The 15,953-nt window shown below is 38.6% G+C and carries 17 protein-coding genes and 1 pseudogene; 12 read left to right on the plus strand and 6 right to left on the minus strand.

Annotation, left to right across the window (positions count from 1 at the left end; translation table 11 throughout):
* Positions 1-136 precede the first annotated feature (136 nt).
* A complete protein-coding gene (locus DYH63_RS06535; RefSeq protein ID WP_116788042.1) occupies positions 137-1,369 on the minus strand; it encodes a hypothetical protein in 1,233 nt (410 codons plus the stop codon).
* A 115-nt stretch (positions 1,370-1,484) separates the two neighbouring features.
* Entirely contained in the window at positions 1,485-1,886 is a 402-nt protein-coding gene (locus DYH63_RS06540) for a hypothetical protein (protein ID WP_116788043.1), read from the minus strand.
* A 196-nt stretch (positions 1,887-2,082) separates the two neighbouring features.
* On the opposite strand from DYH63_RS06540, the gene DYH63_RS06545 reads away from it, so the two are divergent.
* Entirely contained in the window at positions 2,083-4,236 is a 2,154-nt protein-coding gene (locus DYH63_RS06545) for a TonB-dependent receptor (protein ID WP_116788044.1), read from the plus strand.
* A 119-nt stretch (positions 4,237-4,355) separates the two neighbouring features.
* Here DYH63_RS06545 and DYH63_RS21255 read toward each other — a convergent pair whose 3' ends face one another.
* Both DYH63_RS21255 and DYH63_RS06550 read right to left on the minus strand, forming a co-directional pair.
* Complete coding sequence (locus DYH63_RS21255; RefSeq protein ID WP_162926950.1) at positions 4,356-4,514, minus strand: hypothetical protein; 159 nt, start codon at positions 4,512-4,514, stop codon at positions 4,356-4,358.
* Between the two features lie 16 nt (positions 4,515-4,530).
* A complete protein-coding gene (locus DYH63_RS06550; RefSeq protein ID WP_116788045.1) occupies positions 4,531-4,728 on the minus strand; it encodes a hypothetical protein in 198 nt (65 codons plus the stop codon).
* A 314-nt stretch (positions 4,729-5,042) separates the two neighbouring features.
* On the opposite strand from DYH63_RS06550, the gene DYH63_RS06555 reads away from it, so the two are divergent.
* The gene (locus tag DYH63_RS06555; RefSeq protein WP_116788046.1) at positions 5,043-5,582 is read left to right on the plus strand and encodes a YceI family protein; all 540 of its coding nucleotides are present in this window, start codon (positions 5,043-5,045) and stop codon (positions 5,580-5,582) included.
* Positions 5,583-5,655: 73 nt separating this feature from the next.
* On the opposite strand, the gene DYH63_RS06560 is transcribed toward DYH63_RS06555, so the two are convergent.
* Positions 5,656-6,642 carry a helix-turn-helix transcriptional regulator gene (locus DYH63_RS06560; RefSeq protein ID WP_116788047.1) on the minus strand — a complete coding sequence of 329 codons (987 nt, stop codon included), beginning with the start codon at positions 6,640-6,642 and terminating at the stop codon, positions 5,656-5,658.
* Positions 6,643-6,648: 6 nt separating this feature from the next.
* Positions 6,649-7,209, minus strand: coding sequence for a DUF1697 domain-containing protein (locus DYH63_RS06565; protein WP_116788048.1), 561 nt, complete (start codon positions 7,207-7,209; stop codon positions 6,649-6,651).
* Between the two features lie 67 nt (positions 7,210-7,276).
* Between DYH63_RS06565 and rlmD the strand changes: the two genes are divergently transcribed.
* The 10 genes and pseudogenes from rlmD (at position 7,277) to DYH63_RS06620 (ending at position 15,915) form a co-directional block, all read left to right on the plus strand.
* Positions 7,277-8,692 (plus strand): 23S rRNA (uracil(1939)-C(5))-methyltransferase RlmD, encoded by a 1,416-nt coding sequence (rlmD, locus tag DYH63_RS06570; protein WP_116788049.1) that lies wholly within the window; start codon positions 7,277-7,279, stop codon positions 8,690-8,692.
* Positions 8,693-8,708: 16 nt separating this feature from the next.
* Positions 8,709-9,236 carry a DUF6452 family protein gene (locus tag DYH63_RS06575; protein WP_116788050.1) on the plus strand — a complete coding sequence of 176 codons (528 nt, stop codon included), beginning with the start codon at positions 8,709-8,711 and terminating at the stop codon, positions 9,234-9,236.
* Positions 9,217-9,987 (plus strand): DUF6048 family protein, encoded by a 771-nt coding sequence (locus tag DYH63_RS06580; RefSeq protein WP_116788051.1) that lies wholly within the window; start codon positions 9,217-9,219, stop codon positions 9,985-9,987. The genes DYH63_RS06575 and DYH63_RS06580 overlap by 20 nt, the downstream gene beginning before the upstream one ends.
* A gap of 567 nt (positions 9,988-10,554) precedes the next feature.
* Complete coding sequence (locus tag DYH63_RS06590; RefSeq protein WP_240409071.1) at positions 10,555-11,280, plus strand: HAD family hydrolase; 726 nt, start codon at positions 10,555-10,557, stop codon at positions 11,278-11,280.
* Positions 11,255-12,115 (plus strand): phosphoribosyltransferase family protein, encoded by an 861-nt coding sequence (locus tag DYH63_RS06595; RefSeq protein WP_116788054.1) that lies wholly within the window; start codon positions 11,255-11,257, stop codon positions 12,113-12,115. Before DYH63_RS06590 ends, DYH63_RS06595 begins: the two co-directional genes overlap by 26 nt.
* On the plus strand, positions 12,084-12,638 hold the full coding sequence (locus DYH63_RS06600; protein ID WP_116788055.1) for a TerD family protein: 555 nt from the start codon (positions 12,084-12,086) through the stop codon (positions 12,636-12,638). Before DYH63_RS06595 ends, DYH63_RS06600 begins: the two co-directional genes overlap by 32 nt.
* A gap of 10 nt (positions 12,639-12,648) precedes the next feature.
* Positions 12,649-13,257: a TerD family protein gene (locus DYH63_RS06605; RefSeq protein WP_116788056.1), complete on the plus strand. Its 609-nt coding sequence runs from the start codon at positions 12,649-12,651 to the stop codon at positions 13,255-13,257.
* Between the two features lie 3 nt (positions 13,258-13,260).
* Positions 13,261-14,358: a toxic anion resistance protein gene (locus tag DYH63_RS06610; protein ID WP_116788057.1), complete on the plus strand. Its 1,098-nt coding sequence runs from the start codon at positions 13,261-13,263 to the stop codon at positions 14,356-14,358.
* 23 nt (positions 14,359-14,381) lie between these two features.
* Positions 14,382-15,362 (plus strand): hypothetical protein, encoded by a 981-nt coding sequence (locus tag DYH63_RS06615; protein WP_116788058.1) that lies wholly within the window; start codon positions 14,382-14,384, stop codon positions 15,360-15,362.
* Positions 15,362-15,915: pseudogene (locus DYH63_RS06620) on the plus strand (TerD family protein). Before DYH63_RS06615 ends, DYH63_RS06620 begins: the two are co-directional and overlap by 1 nt.
* Positions 15,916-15,953 lie beyond the last annotated feature (38 nt).

Genomic DNA, 15,953 nt, shown 5'->3' on the forward strand with positions numbered 1-15,953 from the left:
TTTAAGGTGCAAAATTAATCTAAAAATGGCAGATGGGCAAATGTAAGTTAAGACTGAAATTAATTATTTTAAACAATAGCTACTTGCAGTTTTTAATTAAACAATACCGTAGTTTTTTGCGGTACTGTTTAATAAATTAGAAAATTTTATAGCCAAGTATAATCCCTATGCTGCTGTAGCTTGCTGATGCTACATTATATTGTAATAATTCTCTTTTTACAGCATAGCGAAAGCCAATACTTGCCCTTTCTTTATAAGTAAAACCTGTACCTATGGCAAGCCCGGAAGATGATGAAGCATCATATATGGCTACGCCTCCCCGTTCTATAGAAGTGCTTTTTAACAGTACGGCAAGTGTATAAGCTGCTTCAAGATATACTTTAGAATTGGTGTTTAAAAACATATAATGCCGCGCACCAAAAGGAATTTCTATAAAATTATATTTGAAACTCCATGTGCTAGTATTTGTTGTACCGCCGTAAGTGGTCGTTATATCGTCAGTTTTATTATAAAACTGTAATGATGGGTTTACAAACAACGACCATTTGTTATTGTTAAAAGGTAAAACACATTCTGCCTCAAAACCAAATCCCGGTACTATAGCATTACCAAAATTATAATTAACGGTAGAATACCCGCCGCCGCCAATACCGCCATAACGATATACTGCCCCGGATGTTTTTAATGATGCTAACCCTGTGCTGGCGGTAACTTTAAAATTAAAGCTTGTTTTATTTTGAGTTTGTGTATGGTCTGTAACAGTACCTTTATCGGTATTATATTTTATGATAAGTCGGCTAAGGCTTTCTTTGTTATACTGCAGCCTTTCAAATGTTGTAATGCTGTAACCTTCGTCTCTCATAATATTTATGAGTTCCTGTTTGTAAAGGTTGTTTTCTAATATAGACGAATCTTTAAGATATTGTTTATAAAGCAATTGTTTTGCATTTTCATGATTGCCTGTACTTATAAAATATTTTACAAGGTTACCGTCTTCATAAGAATACAGGTTTATTGTACCTTCTACTAGTATTTTCAGGAAAATGGTAGTATTTTCAGGATGGAACACTTTATCTGATGTAAGGCTTTGGATACTTTTTTCAGACCTGTCGATGTCTACGATAAAACGGGTAAATTGATATCCACCTACCTCAAAAGAAGCAACGTCCTTAAGCAATGCCGTTTTTATTTCTCCGTTCTCAGATAATTTATATTCAAATGAATCCGGAGTGTTTTTCCAGGCAAGGTTCTTTATAAAACAATTTGTTGTATTGTTATTATTTCCGGTAAAATTTCCGGCTTCAAACTTAATTTGGGCAAGCATTACAATAGGAGCAAGTATTGCGATAAACAATAAAGATTTTTTCATTAAGACTGGTGGTTCAAAGGTTATTGGCTGGAGACAAAAGTAGTATAAATTAGTTAAATTTTTTAACAAAAAAATGCCGCCCTATAAGAGGCGGCATATCATTTCCAGGTAGAAATTATCGTTTAAATACTTTAGTCAGGTTTTTAATATTGTCAGGATCGGTACTTATTACAAGATTTGAACCTGTATTGGCAAAAGCACCCTGCTCATGGCCTTCAACATACAGATAGCTTTTATTTGCTTCGTTAATTATAGTGTAATCATAAAAACCAGTAGGCAAGCCAGACATAATGTTTTCAGGCCCTGCGGTCTTAATGTTATTTTGCACGACGAGCGTTTTAGCGTTCTCGTTAAACGTCCACATTACCTCACCGGTTTCATATTCAAGGCTTGGGCCATCGGTTACTGTGGCATTAGTAAGCTTCCACGATCCGTTAAGGCTATTACCCTCAGGGTCATCACTACAGGATATTGCAACCAGGGCAATAAGGCTATATGTTAAAGCTTTTAACTTCATAATAAACAGTTTACGTTAAATTTGTTTTATTATTCAGCTGGTTTGGCTGGGCTAAAATATTAAAAATTTCTTAAAACTACTTCGTTTGAGCAAAAATTTAATATTGCAGTTCATCCCTTTCAAATTACAGTTCGGTCAGCTTTTTTATTTTATGAGATGATGGCATCGCAAATTTGCAGTATCAAAATCAACCGGAATGAAAACAACAATTACCCTTTTGCTACTTTTTGTTACTGCCTTTGCACAGTCTCAAACCACTATTAGCGGCACTGTGACCGATGATAAAGGTAAACCTGCCGCTGCCGCTAATGTATTTATAGATGGTACTTATGATGGTGGCACTACAGCAGCAGATGGTACTTTTAGTTTTACTACAGATGTTACCGGAAGCCAGGTACTAGTAATAACTTTTTTAGGCTTTGATGATGCACGCATAACTATAGATGTTGCTAACTATACTGCACAAACTTTTAAACTTCAGGAAAATGTAAATACGTTAGATGCTGTTGTAATTTCTGCCGGAACATTTAGTGCCGGCGATAATACAAAGGTTACAGCCTTAAACGCGCTTGATATTGTTACCACGGCAGGCAGCGCCGGTAATATTATAGCTGCCCTGCAAACGCTTCCGGGTACACAAACTGTGGGAGAGAGCGGCCGCCTGTTTGTGCGTGGTGGCGAGGCAGACGAAACCCAAACGTTTGTAGATGGTATACGCGTGGCACAACCTTATAATGCAACTGCAAACAACCTGCCCACACGTGGCCGCTTTTCGCCGTTTTTATTTAAAGGGATGATGTTTTCTACAGGTGGTTATTCGGCTGAGTTTGGGGAGGCGCTTAGCAGTGTGCTGTTACTTAATACCATTGAAGAACCTGACCAGGAGCAGACCGATATATCATTAATGACCGTAGGGCTTGGCCTTGCCAATACACAAAAGTGGGGCAGGAGCTCTCTAAGCGTAAATGCTGCATATATGAACTTACAGCCCTATCAGGTAGTAGTACCGCAAGATGTAAGCTGGAATAAGCCTTATCAGTCATTCTCGGGAGAAACGGTATATCGTTACAAAACAGAGAATGGTATTTTTAAAGTATATGCGGCTTTTGACCGAGCCAATTTTAGCCTGAACCAAAAAGACATTAATCAGCCTCAACTAATTCGCACCAGCATTACTAATGATAACTTTTATACAAACAGCTCTTATAAGGGAGTGTTTGGTACTCAGTGGACGGTGCAGGCGGGCATAGCATACGGTTACAGCCATAATGATATAGGCCTTGATGAAAATACCGTGACTAACGGTGAACACAGCAGCCATATGAAGCTGAAGTTTACCAAAGGTTTTAGCAGCAGGGTAAAATTATCCTTCGGAGCAGATTATTTCCTGACAGATTTTACAGAACGCTATACTGAGCCTTCTGGGTTTACTTACACCAGTGGTTATGTTAATAATATAGCAGCTACTTATGCTGAAGCAGATTTTATATTTTCAAAAAAGTTTGCGCTTAAAACGGGTATTCGTGCTACTTATAGTGATGTAATAGGGCAAAGCAATATCGAACCGCGCATAGCACTGGCTTACAAAGCAGGGGCAAAGGGGCAGTTCTCATTAGCGTATGGCGATTTTCATCAGACACCAAAAGCCGATTACCTGAAATATTTTAAAGACTTTGAATTTGAAAAAACGGCACATTACATCTTTAACTATATGTACAATGGTGATGGAAAAACTTTTAGGGCAGAGTTTTATTATAAAGATTATGCCAACCTTGTAAAATACAATTCGTTATTGCCGGAGTATAACAGTACCTACAGTAACAAGGGTAAAGGCTTTGCGCAGGGTATTGACCTGTTTTACCGCGACAGCCGCAGTATCAAAAATCTTGATTACTGGATATCGTATTCATATATTGACAGTAAACGCGATTATAAAAATTATGAAAAGGAAGTAACGCCATCGTATATTGCACGTCATAACTTCTCTATAGTAACAAAATACTGGATAAGCGACTTGCGCTCGCAACTTGGGGTTACCTATAGTTTTAATAGTGGCCGCCCTTATGATAACCCTAATCAGTCCGCATTTATGGCTGGGCAAACCAAAAGCTACAATAACTTAAGCCTGAGTTGGGCTTATTTACTTAGTCAGCAAAAAATACTTTATTTTTCAGTATCAAATGTGTTGGGGTATGATAACACGTTTGGTTATACCTATGCAAATAATGCGGGAGCCGATGGTATGTATGCCCGCCAGGCTATAACACAGCCCGCCAGCAGGTTCTTTTTTGTAGGTTTCTTTTGGAGCATTAGCGATGACAAAAAATCTAACCAGCTGGAAAATCTTTAATGAGAAAAGAATAAAATAATAAAAGCGGGACAAGTAGTGAAAACTGTCCCGCTCCTTTTTGGATCAGGTTCTGAACTTTAAAAATTCGTACGTCTGACCCGGTAAAAAAATTATCCCTGTTATTCTTCAGGTTCATACCAGCCAAAACGGCTGTTTCCCCTGTTATATTCGCTGTGGTCGCTGTTTATGTAATCGCCTGCATCACGTTGTTCATCATCATAAGTATAATCAACCGGCTGGCTTATAATTGTCCTTGGTTTTTTATCTATAGTTTTCATATCGTATGGCTTTTAATTAATATTCTTTTTTACTTTCTTCAAGATTACCGTTTTGTATTTTCTGGGGTGTTTTTGTAGCCCCGGTTTTGTGCTGAGCACTTTTTTCGGCTTCGCTAATCTTGGTTTTTAAATTGCTCTCATTCTTTTCGCTGGTATCCTTACCGCTAGACACCTTAGGAGCCGGGGTTTGGTTTTTATCATCTTTAGCAATCATAACAGTTTGATTTTAGGTGTTTTGTAAAGTTCGCAATTGTTATAGTTACATCAGATAAGGTTTAACACCGCTTTTTGATGTTGTTTCTTACAGTTTTATACTTATTTATTTAATATGCTGTCTTTCAGTGTTTTGTGTGTTGTTGAAAAGCTTACAGATTCAAAGTTTAACAAATAATTTACGCCTTAAAAACCTCCGGAGAGCATATTCTGTGTAAATTAGTGATGGCTTAACAGGGATTTACTTATAAAACTATTTTGAGGTTATCATTAAATCACTGTCAGCTACTAATAATCAACATAAATAATGTTTTTATGGCTACAAAACACTGGGTTTTAGACCCTGCACATTCAGATATTCATTTTCGCATCCGCCATCTGGTTATTTCTTCTGTTACGGGTACATTTAAAGTATTTAGCGGAAGGTTTGTAACGCCGCAGCACGATGATTTTTCAGAGGCGTATTTTACCATTAAAATTGATGTCTATAGCATAGATACCAATAATCGGGATAGGGACGAACACCTTAAATCGCCCGATTTTTTTAATGCAGATGCGTTTCCTGATATAGAATTCCTTTCAACCGAGTTTAAACATATAGAAGGTGATAAGCATACTCTTACCGGAGATCTTACTATTAAAGGCATTACAAAACAGGTAACGCTTGATGTGTTGTTTGGTGGTGAGGCTAAAGACGGTTTTGGTGTAGAACGTGCCGGTTTTGAAATTAATGGCTTTGTAAATCGCAACGATTTTGGTATTCATGCCAATGATGTTACAGAGGCTGGTGGGCTTGTACTGGGCGAAGATATTAAACTACACGCAAACCTGCAGTTTACAAATCAGGTTGATTAATTAAAGATATTTATTTAATCAGGCAGGCATTAAGCACTCTAACAAAATGCTATCTACTGCTTGCCTGATTAACTTATCCATTGAAATTTTCTACAGCGGGAGCTATACCTAATCCGTTCTTTTCAATAATTTTTTCAACTAAAGCAGTTGTCTTTTCCTTAAGCCACAACGGCTCTACAATTTCAGCGCAGTCTGCAAACATCATAAACCATCTCAGAAGTCCTTCTTCTGCCCAATGGGTTACAAAAGTCATTTCGATATTGTCTCCATTTTCAACTTCAGATACGAAACCATAAAAGTGTTTCCTATCCTGTATATATGGTACACAGTGTTTTGCTACGCAGAGGATAACTTTTTCCAGCGGGTATTTTTCCCATTCTTTAGGATAAAGCTCACGGTATTCTTTTAAGCTTACATGCTCTTGCTGTGCTATATCTGTAAGCTGTATTGCTATAATACGGTCTGTCCTGAACTGGCGGTACATTTCGCGCAGGTGGCAGTAGGCAATTGTATGCCAGTTATTATCTTCATGAAAAACACCTATAGGCTCAGCAATGCGGTTTGTTACATCATCACTGCCAAAAGCCTTATACGTCATTTGTACTGCTTTTTTCTCCCCAATGGCTTTTAGCAAAACATCCAAGCTGTTAGTCCCGGCTGGGGTAGCACGGCGGTGGTCGAATGTATCAATATGGTCTTCAAGGTTATTAACCAGATCCTTTTCTGTATTGCGCAATACTGCCTTTACCTTATATAATGCCGAAGCAAAATTATCGGTCAGCGCCTTGTCTGAAAATTTTTCCATGAGTTTGCCCGCGGTAATAAAAGCCATCGCTTCTTCGGGTGTAAACATAACAGGAGGCAGGCGATAGCCGTCTACCAGAGAGTACCCAATACCGGCTTCGCCATATAGTGGTACACCGGCTTCTTCCAGCGAACGTATGTCGCGGTATACCGTGCGCAGGCTGATGCTAAAACGGTCAGCAAGGTCCTGCGCTTTTACAACCTTTTTAGATTGCAGCTGAATTAATATGGCTGTTATGCGGTCAAAGCGGTTCATAATTGACTATTTAGTATTGCGTTCCTGCAGCATTTCAAGCATCTTGAGTGTGGTATTCCAGTTGCGTGTGGTAGATTTAAGCCCCATTTTACTTTCAATAAATGAATTTGAAAGTTTAGAATCGGCGGCGCTTTGGGCTAATTTTAAATACATAGTAGTACCCACGGCTTTAAACTCATCGTTACTACGGTTATATTTTTTCATCTGGTCAAGTCCCTGTGTAGTGGCCTCGCCTGAAAGAAACGTAACAAAATACTTTTTAATGCCCGATGGCTCTGGTTCGCGCTTTGTGTAAGGGTTGTTATCTACAGCTTTTTCCAGATCGGTTTCGTCAAGTATAAAGGTAAAAACGTCGTGCCCATACTCTTTATATAAAAGTACTTCTATAGCGCGGCCCACCTTAGCTTTATCTGTTTCGTCCATATCAAAAACAACATTGCCACTTTGTATGTAAGTAGCCACGTTGTTAAATCCGTTGGTTTCCATTAGCTTACGCAGGTGTTCCATTTTAATGACGTTATGGCCACTAACGTTAACGGCGCGAAATAAGGCTAGGTATGAGGGCATGTTATTTGGAATAATGATTAATTACAAATTTATTTAAATTTAATGACCAATAACGTATTTTTGCGCCATGGGAAAAAGAAAAACGACAGACAAGATTGTTTTTACAAATGTAGATGTGCTTGATGCCGGCGCTAAAGGCGTATCGGTAGCTAAGGCACCAGATGGCAAAGTTATATTTATACCTAATGTAGTGCCGGGCGATGTTGTAGATATACAAACGTTTAAAAAACGTAAAGCCTATTATGAGGGTAAGGCCATACATTTTCATGAATACAGTGCAGACAGGGTAATACCCCAGTGTCAGCATTTTGGGTCGTGTGGTGGCTGTAAATGGCAAAACATGCAGTATGAAAAGCAGCTTTTTTACAAAAACCGTGAGGTATTTAACCACCTTAAGCGCATAGGTAAGGTAGAACTACCCGAATTTGAGCCTATTAAAGGCAGCGAAAAGCAGTTTTATTATCGTAATAAAATGGAGTTCTCATTCTCTAATGCACGCTGGATAACCGAAGAGGAATCTAAAAGTGGCGAGGAGATTGATAACCGTAACGCGCTTGGTTTCCACATTCCGCGTATGTGGGATAAGATACTAGACATAAACCATTGCCACCTTCAGGAAGACCCGAGCAACATGATACGCAACTCGGTTCGTGAGTTTGCTATTAAGCACGACCTGGCGTTTTTTAACCCACGCGAGCATAGCGGCCTTTTGCGCACGCTTATGATACGTACGGCAAGTACCGGAGAGATCATGGTATTGATACAGTTCTTTGATAATAATAAAGAAGAACGAGAGCTGATACTTAACCATCTTGCAGAGCAGTTTCCTAGTATTACATCATTACAGTATGTGGTTAACCAAAAAGCTAACGACACGCTGTATGACCAGGATATAAAACTCTTTAAAGGTCGTGACTATATATTAGAGCAAATGGAGGGCCTTAGCTTTAGCATAAACGCTAAGTCTTTTTACCAGACTAATAGCGATCAGGCTTATGAGCTGTACAGCATAACCCGCGATTTTGCCGGCCTTACCGGAGAAGAACTGGTATATGACCTTTATACAGGTACGGGTACCATAGCCCAGTTTGTATCGCGCAAAGCAAAAAAAGTGGTAGGGGTAGAGGCAGTGCCGGAGGCTATTGCTGATGCTAAAGAAAACGCAAGGCGCAATAATATTATTAATTGTGAGTTTTTTGTAGGTGACATGAAAGATGTGTTCAATGCAGAATTTATTGAAACACATGGCTATCCTGATGTTATTATTACCGATCCTCCGCGCGATGGTATGCATAAAGATGTGGTGGCAGAGATACTGCGTATAGCACCACAAAAAGTGGTGTATGTAAGCTGTAACTCGGCTACACAGGCACGCGACCTGGCGCTTATGGATGAGGTTTATAAAGTAACACGTGTACGCCCTGTAGATATGTTTCCGCAAACGCACCACGTAGAAAATGTTGTACTTTTAGAAAAAAGATAATAGAACCACCTGCCTGATGAAAAAACTTATTGGTTGCATACTTGTTCTTTGTGTCACAGCCATCTACCTTATCAGTTGTGAAAAGGATGATATATGTGCAGAAACTACGCCTACTACACCAAACATGATTGTGTCTTTTTATTATAATGATAACAGGACATCTTATAACCATGTAACTAACCTGCAGTATTATGAAGTAGACAATGAGCAAAATATCATTTCTGTAGGAACTGTAGATAGTACCAGGGTGCCACTTCGCGTTGATGCAAACCACACAAAATGGGCTTTTGTTTTTAACCAGGTTGTAGCTAATGGAATTGATAAAAGAACTGACTATGTAGATTTTAAATATACAGTATGGCAGGAGTTTGTATCGCGTGCCTGTGGCTATAAAACCCAGTTTTTACTCGATCAGGACAATCCGCGTGGCAGTAACCCTGTTGTTACCGATGGCGATGGTAAAGGACGCTGGATACAGGGTATTGAAATTGTAAGAGACAGTATAACAGACGAAAACGAGGCGCATGTTAAAGTATATTTTTAGGCTTATTATACTTCTTCCTGTTATTGCCTTAGGTCAGCAGGATTTGAAAGTAGAAAAAATGGATACTGTGCAGGCACCGGTTTCTGTGCTACCTACCCAGCAGCGTTATGGCCTTAGGGTAGGTGTAGACTTGCACCGCCTTACACGATCTTTTTATGACGATGGCTTTAGGGCAATAGAAGTTGTGGGCGATTTCAGGCTGAATAAAAAACTCTATGCTGCTGCAGAGCTTGGCAATGTTGATTATACTGTAGACGACCGACAGCTAAATTTTACTACAAAGGGCAGCTATCTTAAAATAGGGCTTGATGTTAACGCATATGAGAACTGGCTGGATATGGAAAACATGATTTACTTTGGTTTCCGTTATGGTTTTTCTACTTTTAATCATACTCTCAATTCCTATACGATATACCAAAACAGCGATGTGGGTAATGCCGAAGGACAGGGGAATTATTTTGAAGATGTAACGGTACAGTCTGGCGAAAAATTCAGTGGGCTTTCTGCGCATTGGGTAGAATTGGTGGGTGGTGTTAAGGCAGAACTTTTTGCAAACATCTATCTTGGTTTTAGTGTTCGCATCAATAGCCTTATTAGTAATAAAAAGCCTAAAGAATTTGATAACCTTTACATCCCGGGGTTTAACCGTACGTATGATGGAAGTTTTGGTGTAGGATTTAATTATACGCTTTCTTATCTTATTCCGTTATATAAGAAAACAGAGGTAGAGAAACAGGCTAAGAAAAAATAACAAACAGCCTGTTAAAAGTTAAAATTCTGTTAAGGTAGATTTAAACCATTATCTTTGCCCCGTAAATATGTAGAGGGCAACTGTTTTTTAAACAAGGATATACAATAAATATTTAATAATTTTTTAGTTACCCAATTTTTGATATAAAACTACTTTTACGGATTTTGTTTAAATTATCAGGGCATGAAATTATTTTCATTATTACTATCCATTATTGTATTTTTTGTATCGCTTTACTTTTTAGTAGGTGAAATAACCTATGGTATATATACTTTTAATGAAGTTATTTATATACTGCTTCTTGTCATTTTAATGGTAATATGTGTTACTGGCGTAATTATAAACTGGAGTGTTTTTTCTAAAAAAAGGCGTGGCTCAGTTTATCTTTTTGTGTCAAACAATTTTTCAAAAAAGGCAAAATAAAATTTTTCTCATTTTTAATCTTTGTGGTTTAAAATAATTTTGACTTTGCTGAAACCCTGTTAAATATAGCCATTGCACACATTCTTAATAAAAATTTAATTGTATCTGCACATTTAAAATCCTATATTTACCGTCATTTATATATTGAAATGTTATAAAATGATGATGCAGGAGTTACCCGAATTATATAAATACAAACATATTTCTTTCGATTTGTGGCTTACCCTTATTAAGTCGCACCCGGAATTTAAACCAAAGCGTAATCTTCTTTTCAGAGATTATTTCGCCATCAATAAACCTATTGATGCCGTTTCTGCAGTAATACGCAAGTTTGATGTGCTTACAAATTCAATTAACGAAAAAGTATGCCGCAACTTTAACACCTACGAAATTTATTATCTTATACTCGATGCGCTCGATGTAGACATTAACACGGTTACAGCTACCCATCTTGATGGCTTTTACAAGGCGACAGAAGATTTGCTGATGCAATATAAGCCTGTATTGCTTTATCCTGAAATTCCTGAACTTTTCAGGCAATTGCACAGCGAAGGTAAAACCATGAATATACTGAGCAATACAGCTTTTATAAAAGGAAGTTCGCTTAAAAAGGTATTGACTTCACACGGGCTTGAAGAATATTTTGCCTTTCAGGGATACTCTGATGAAACCGGATATTCTAAGCCGGGAACTGAGATGTACCAGTATGCCTGGGATAACATCCTTAAAATAGGCGATATTCAAAAACACGAAGTATTGCACGTTGGCGATAATGCCCTGTCTGACCAGCAGGGAGCCCTGCAATTTGGCTTCGATGCATATTTATTAACCAACCCAATCAATAATGAACCTAAGTTACAGCCTGCATAAAATTACCGATAAAAACAACAGCCCGTTTTGCGAGGCAGAGTACAGCAAGTTTAAATTTGGCGATAGTAGCATTGCACAAAAGTTTGCCGATGAACTTTTTGACGGTTTTATAGCAAAGCATTCAGATTTAATACTGGCGCACGATGAAGTGGTGATATTGCCAAGCCCGTACCACAGCATACCTACAGCATCTAACTATCTTAGTTCATACTTTAAGCTAAAGATGAATGCGTTTTTATACACTCATGGTAAAAAGGCATTGTCTGAATCTAAAATATACCGTAACCAGACGTATACTACAGATTATGGTAGCCTAAGCTTTGCAGACAGGGTAAAACTAATAGCTAACGATACTTACTATATAGACCGTAATTATATTAACGGTAAACTATGCCTGTTTATGGATGACATAAAGATAACGGGCAGCCATGAGCTTATCGTTAAAAAAATACTTAATGAGTATGATGTGCAGGGCGAATTTGTATTTGTATATTTCGCTGAGTTAATAAATAAGGACATTCATCCTAATATTGAGAATTATTATAATTACTTTTATGTTAAGGATACTGAGAGCCTTGGGGAGGTTATCAATGCGCCGTCGTTTGTGTTTAACACGCGTACAGTAAAATACATACTGAAGCTTGAGGAGCCTGAATTTATGGCGTTGCTTGATATTATTAATCCAAATGTACTGCCGCAATTGTTTAACCTGGCGGTTAGTAATAATTATCATACCATTGAAGATTACAGGGTTAACCTGCATTATATAAACCAAAGTATAACCAATAAAAAATCTAATCATTATGGCTATCAACTTACAGAAAGGTCAACGTGAAACACTTAATGCTCCAAAATTTACCATAGGCTTAGGCTGGGATACAAACACATCTTCTACAGGTGCGGCATTTGATCTTGATGCCTCGGTATTTGTTATGGGCGATAACAGGAAGCTGCTTGCTGACGAATTTTTTGTATTTTATAACAACCTTACTTCTCCGGATGAGGCGGTACAGCACACGGGCGATAACCTTACCGGTGAAGGAGATGGAGATGATGAATCTGTAAATGTAGACCTTGCTAAGATAGACCCACGTGCTACAGAGCTTTGTGTGGTAGTAACCATACATGATGCTGAAATACGCAAGCAAAACTTTGGACAGGTGCGTAACTCTTATGTGCGTATTGTTGATGCTTCTAACGGAAATGAGCTTGTAAAATATGAGCTCGAAGAAGATTTCTCTATTGAAACTGCTGTAGAGTTTGGCCGTATCTATAAAAGAAACGGCGAATGGAAGTTTGAGGCAGTAGGTGTAGGCCAGCGTGGCGGGCTACAGGAATATTTAAACAAATACAACTAATAAAATTACAATGGCTATAAATTTAGAAAAAGGGCAGCGCATTAACCTTGAAAAAAGCAACGGCAGTAAACTACTTAACCTTTGTGTGGGGGTAAACTGGGGTGCTATAGAAAAAAAGGGGTTCTTCAGCACTAAAAAAGAGGCGGTAGACCTTGATGCAAGCTGCGCCATATATGATGAAGGTAAAAGAAATATTGACACCGTTAGCTTCCGTCAGCTTAAGAGCAACGATCAGGCCATTCGCCATAGTGGCGATGACCTTACGGGCGACCTTAATGGTAATGATGGCTTAGATAATGAAGTCATTACTGTAGATCTTTCACGCCTTACACCATCTGCAAATTACGTGGCGTTTTTTATAAACAGCTTCCGCGGGCAGGACTTTAAAGATATTCCGTTTGCATCCATCAGGATTTACGAAGGTACACCAACCCGTGTAAACGAGGTATTTGCCAAGTACGACATTGCTAACGAGGCTACTTTTGCAGGCAGTGTATCTATGGTGCTGGGTGTGTTTTATAAAAGAAATGGCGAGTGGAAATTTAATGCTGTAGGCGAACCTACAACTGATAAAAAATTAGAACAAACCATAGTAACCATTCAACAAAAGTTTCTGTAAGCTATGGAAAACAACGATTTAACAGCGCCGCAGCCACAGGCTTCGATTGCGCCAATAGATAAAGAAGGTAATGTAAACCTGGCTAATATACAGCCGGGTGATATGGCACAATATGAAGCTATTACAAACCAGCTTTCTGAAAAAGATACTAACTCAATACTAAACTTTGGTGCTGAGATACAAAATAACATTGCCCGCCAGAGTGATACGTTTTTAAATAACGTACGCACACAGCAGGGGGGCGAAGTAGGCAACCTTATAACGGAGCTTCTTACCGAGCTTAATTATATTGATGTTGATGAACTCAACAAAAATGGTTTCCAACGCTTTATCTCGGGTATACCATTACTTAATAAACTGGTTATCGACGTTAAAAAGATCTTCCAGAAGTATGATAAGATCACGGCTAATGTAGACCGTATTAGTAACAAGGTTAAGGCTGGGATGATCAATTCGGTAAAAGATAATACCTCGCTGCAAACTATGTTTGACAGTAATGTAAACCTTATCAAAGACCTTGAAAAGTATATTATTGCAGGCCAGCTTAAGTTTAAACAACTTAGCGAAGAACTTGCGGTAATGGAAGGTAATCCATCTAATTATCAGGATTATGAAATTTCTGATAAGCGTAACTTTACGACCCGCCTTGATAAAAGGCTGGCTGATATGAAGGTGGTGCGTTTTATACTCCTGCAATCATTAGCGCAAATAAGGGTGGTGCAAAATAACAACACCTCTATTGCCGAAAAAGCGCAGACGATACTTACCACAACCATGCCGGTATGGAAGAACCAGCTTACACTTGCAGTAGCGCTGCAAAGGCAAAAGCAGCACATTGAGGTACAGAAGAAAGTAAGTGAGACGACCAACACCATTCTTCAGAAAAATGCTGAAATGCTAAAAACAAACAGTATTGAGGTGGCCAGGGAGAACGAAAAAACGGTGGTGTCTTTAGATACGCTTAGATCTACTACAAGGTCGCTTATAGATACACTTAGCGAAGTAAAACAAATACACGAACAGGGTGCCCAAACGCGCAGGGAGCTAGATGCCGGCCTGCAAAACCTTGAGGCAGAACTGAAAAAAGGTGTAGTGAGCTAGAAACAGCAACATAAAGAAGGTAGATGCAGGAAGGGCAGCAGGAAATTTACGCTCAGGCTATAAAAGATAGTAATAAAAGGTTATTGGTTTTAAAAACATTGTCTAATTTTTTTAACCATAAGGATCTCTTTGCGGTTTATATTCGCACTAAGGTTATCCATAATCTTTTTGAATCGAATACTGGTCTTGATCCTAATAAGCTGGAGCTCTTTCATATACAATATACCAGTAGCCTGATCGATTTGTTTCAAAAGCTCAAAAAAGCAAAGGAGCAGCAGTACCTGTTAGTTAATGATGAAATCTATATTAATGATGAGCTGGTAGGCAAACTGGAGAAGCAAACCCAAAGCCTTGATTTTACAGGCGAGTCGCGAAAGCACAGCCAAAACATGGGTGCTAAATTGCGCGAACTTTACAGCATATTGGAAAGTGGCACGGCAGGCAAGCCCTTTAGCTGGGGCGATGCACTTATGCTTAGTACGCGTTTTGGGCAGGAGTTTTACCGGGAGTTTACGGATGCCGAAAAGTTTCTGCAACTTACAGAGGCAGAAACTAAAAAAACATACAGGAGCGACTATGCAGCCATAGAGCGAAAGCTGATGGGCAGGCTTAATAAGCTAAACTTCAGGATAAAATTTACCTGTGGGCTGCGTTATCAAAATGATTACCTGGAGGTTTTTGAATTTGTAGATTCTAATGATAAGTTCATCTTTATAGAGGCCATCAAAACCTTTTTACTGTTGGATAATGAAATGGCAGCAGGGCTTGATTTTTCTAAAAATATGTCTAACAAGGCGGATATAGTAAATAGCCTGCGCCAAAAAAATGATATGCTGCACGATAAACTGGGCAGTATTAAAACGTCGCTCCCTACTGATGTGGAGGATGTGTTAGAAAGTTATCTCGAAAAAATATCAGGGGTAGATTTCCTTGAGGAGCTGCAAAATGTAGATGAGCAGACCAATATTTTAAGAGCAATGTTAAATATAAATATTACAAAATAATGGCAATAAATCTTGAAAAAGGGCAGAGGCAAAGCATTGCTGCACCTAAATTTACCGTAGGTCTGGGCTGGGATACTAATAACAGTAATACCGGCGAGGCGTTTGACCTCGATGCTTCGGTATTTGTGCTGGGCGCTAATGGTAAACTGGTGAGTGATAATCACTTTGTTTTTTATAATAACCTTACCACACCAGATGGTGCTGTAACCCATGCAGGCGATAACCTTACGGGTGAAGGCGATGGCGATGATGAAAAAGTATTTATCGACCTTTCTAAAATTTCATCGATGTAAGCGAGATCACGTTTGTAGCAACGATACACAAAGCCGCAGACCGCAGGCAAAATTTTGGACAGGTGCGCAACTCATTCATTCGTATTGTAGATGGTTCAAATAATACAGAGCTTGTAAAATATGAGTTGGATGAAGATTTCTCTATAGAAACAGCTGTAGAGTTTGGTCGTATCTATAAACGAAATGATGAGTGGAAATTTGAAGCTGTTGGTGCCGGTATGAAAGGTGGCTTGCAAGATTTTCTTAACAAATATAATTAAGATAAATTCTTTAATTAGTTAATATTTGTATATTTAAA

The organism is Flavobacterium psychrotrophum (assembly GCF_003403075.1).
Taxonomy (GTDB): Bacteria; Bacteroidota; Bacteroidia; order Flavobacteriales; family Flavobacteriaceae; genus Flavobacterium; species Flavobacterium psychrotrophum.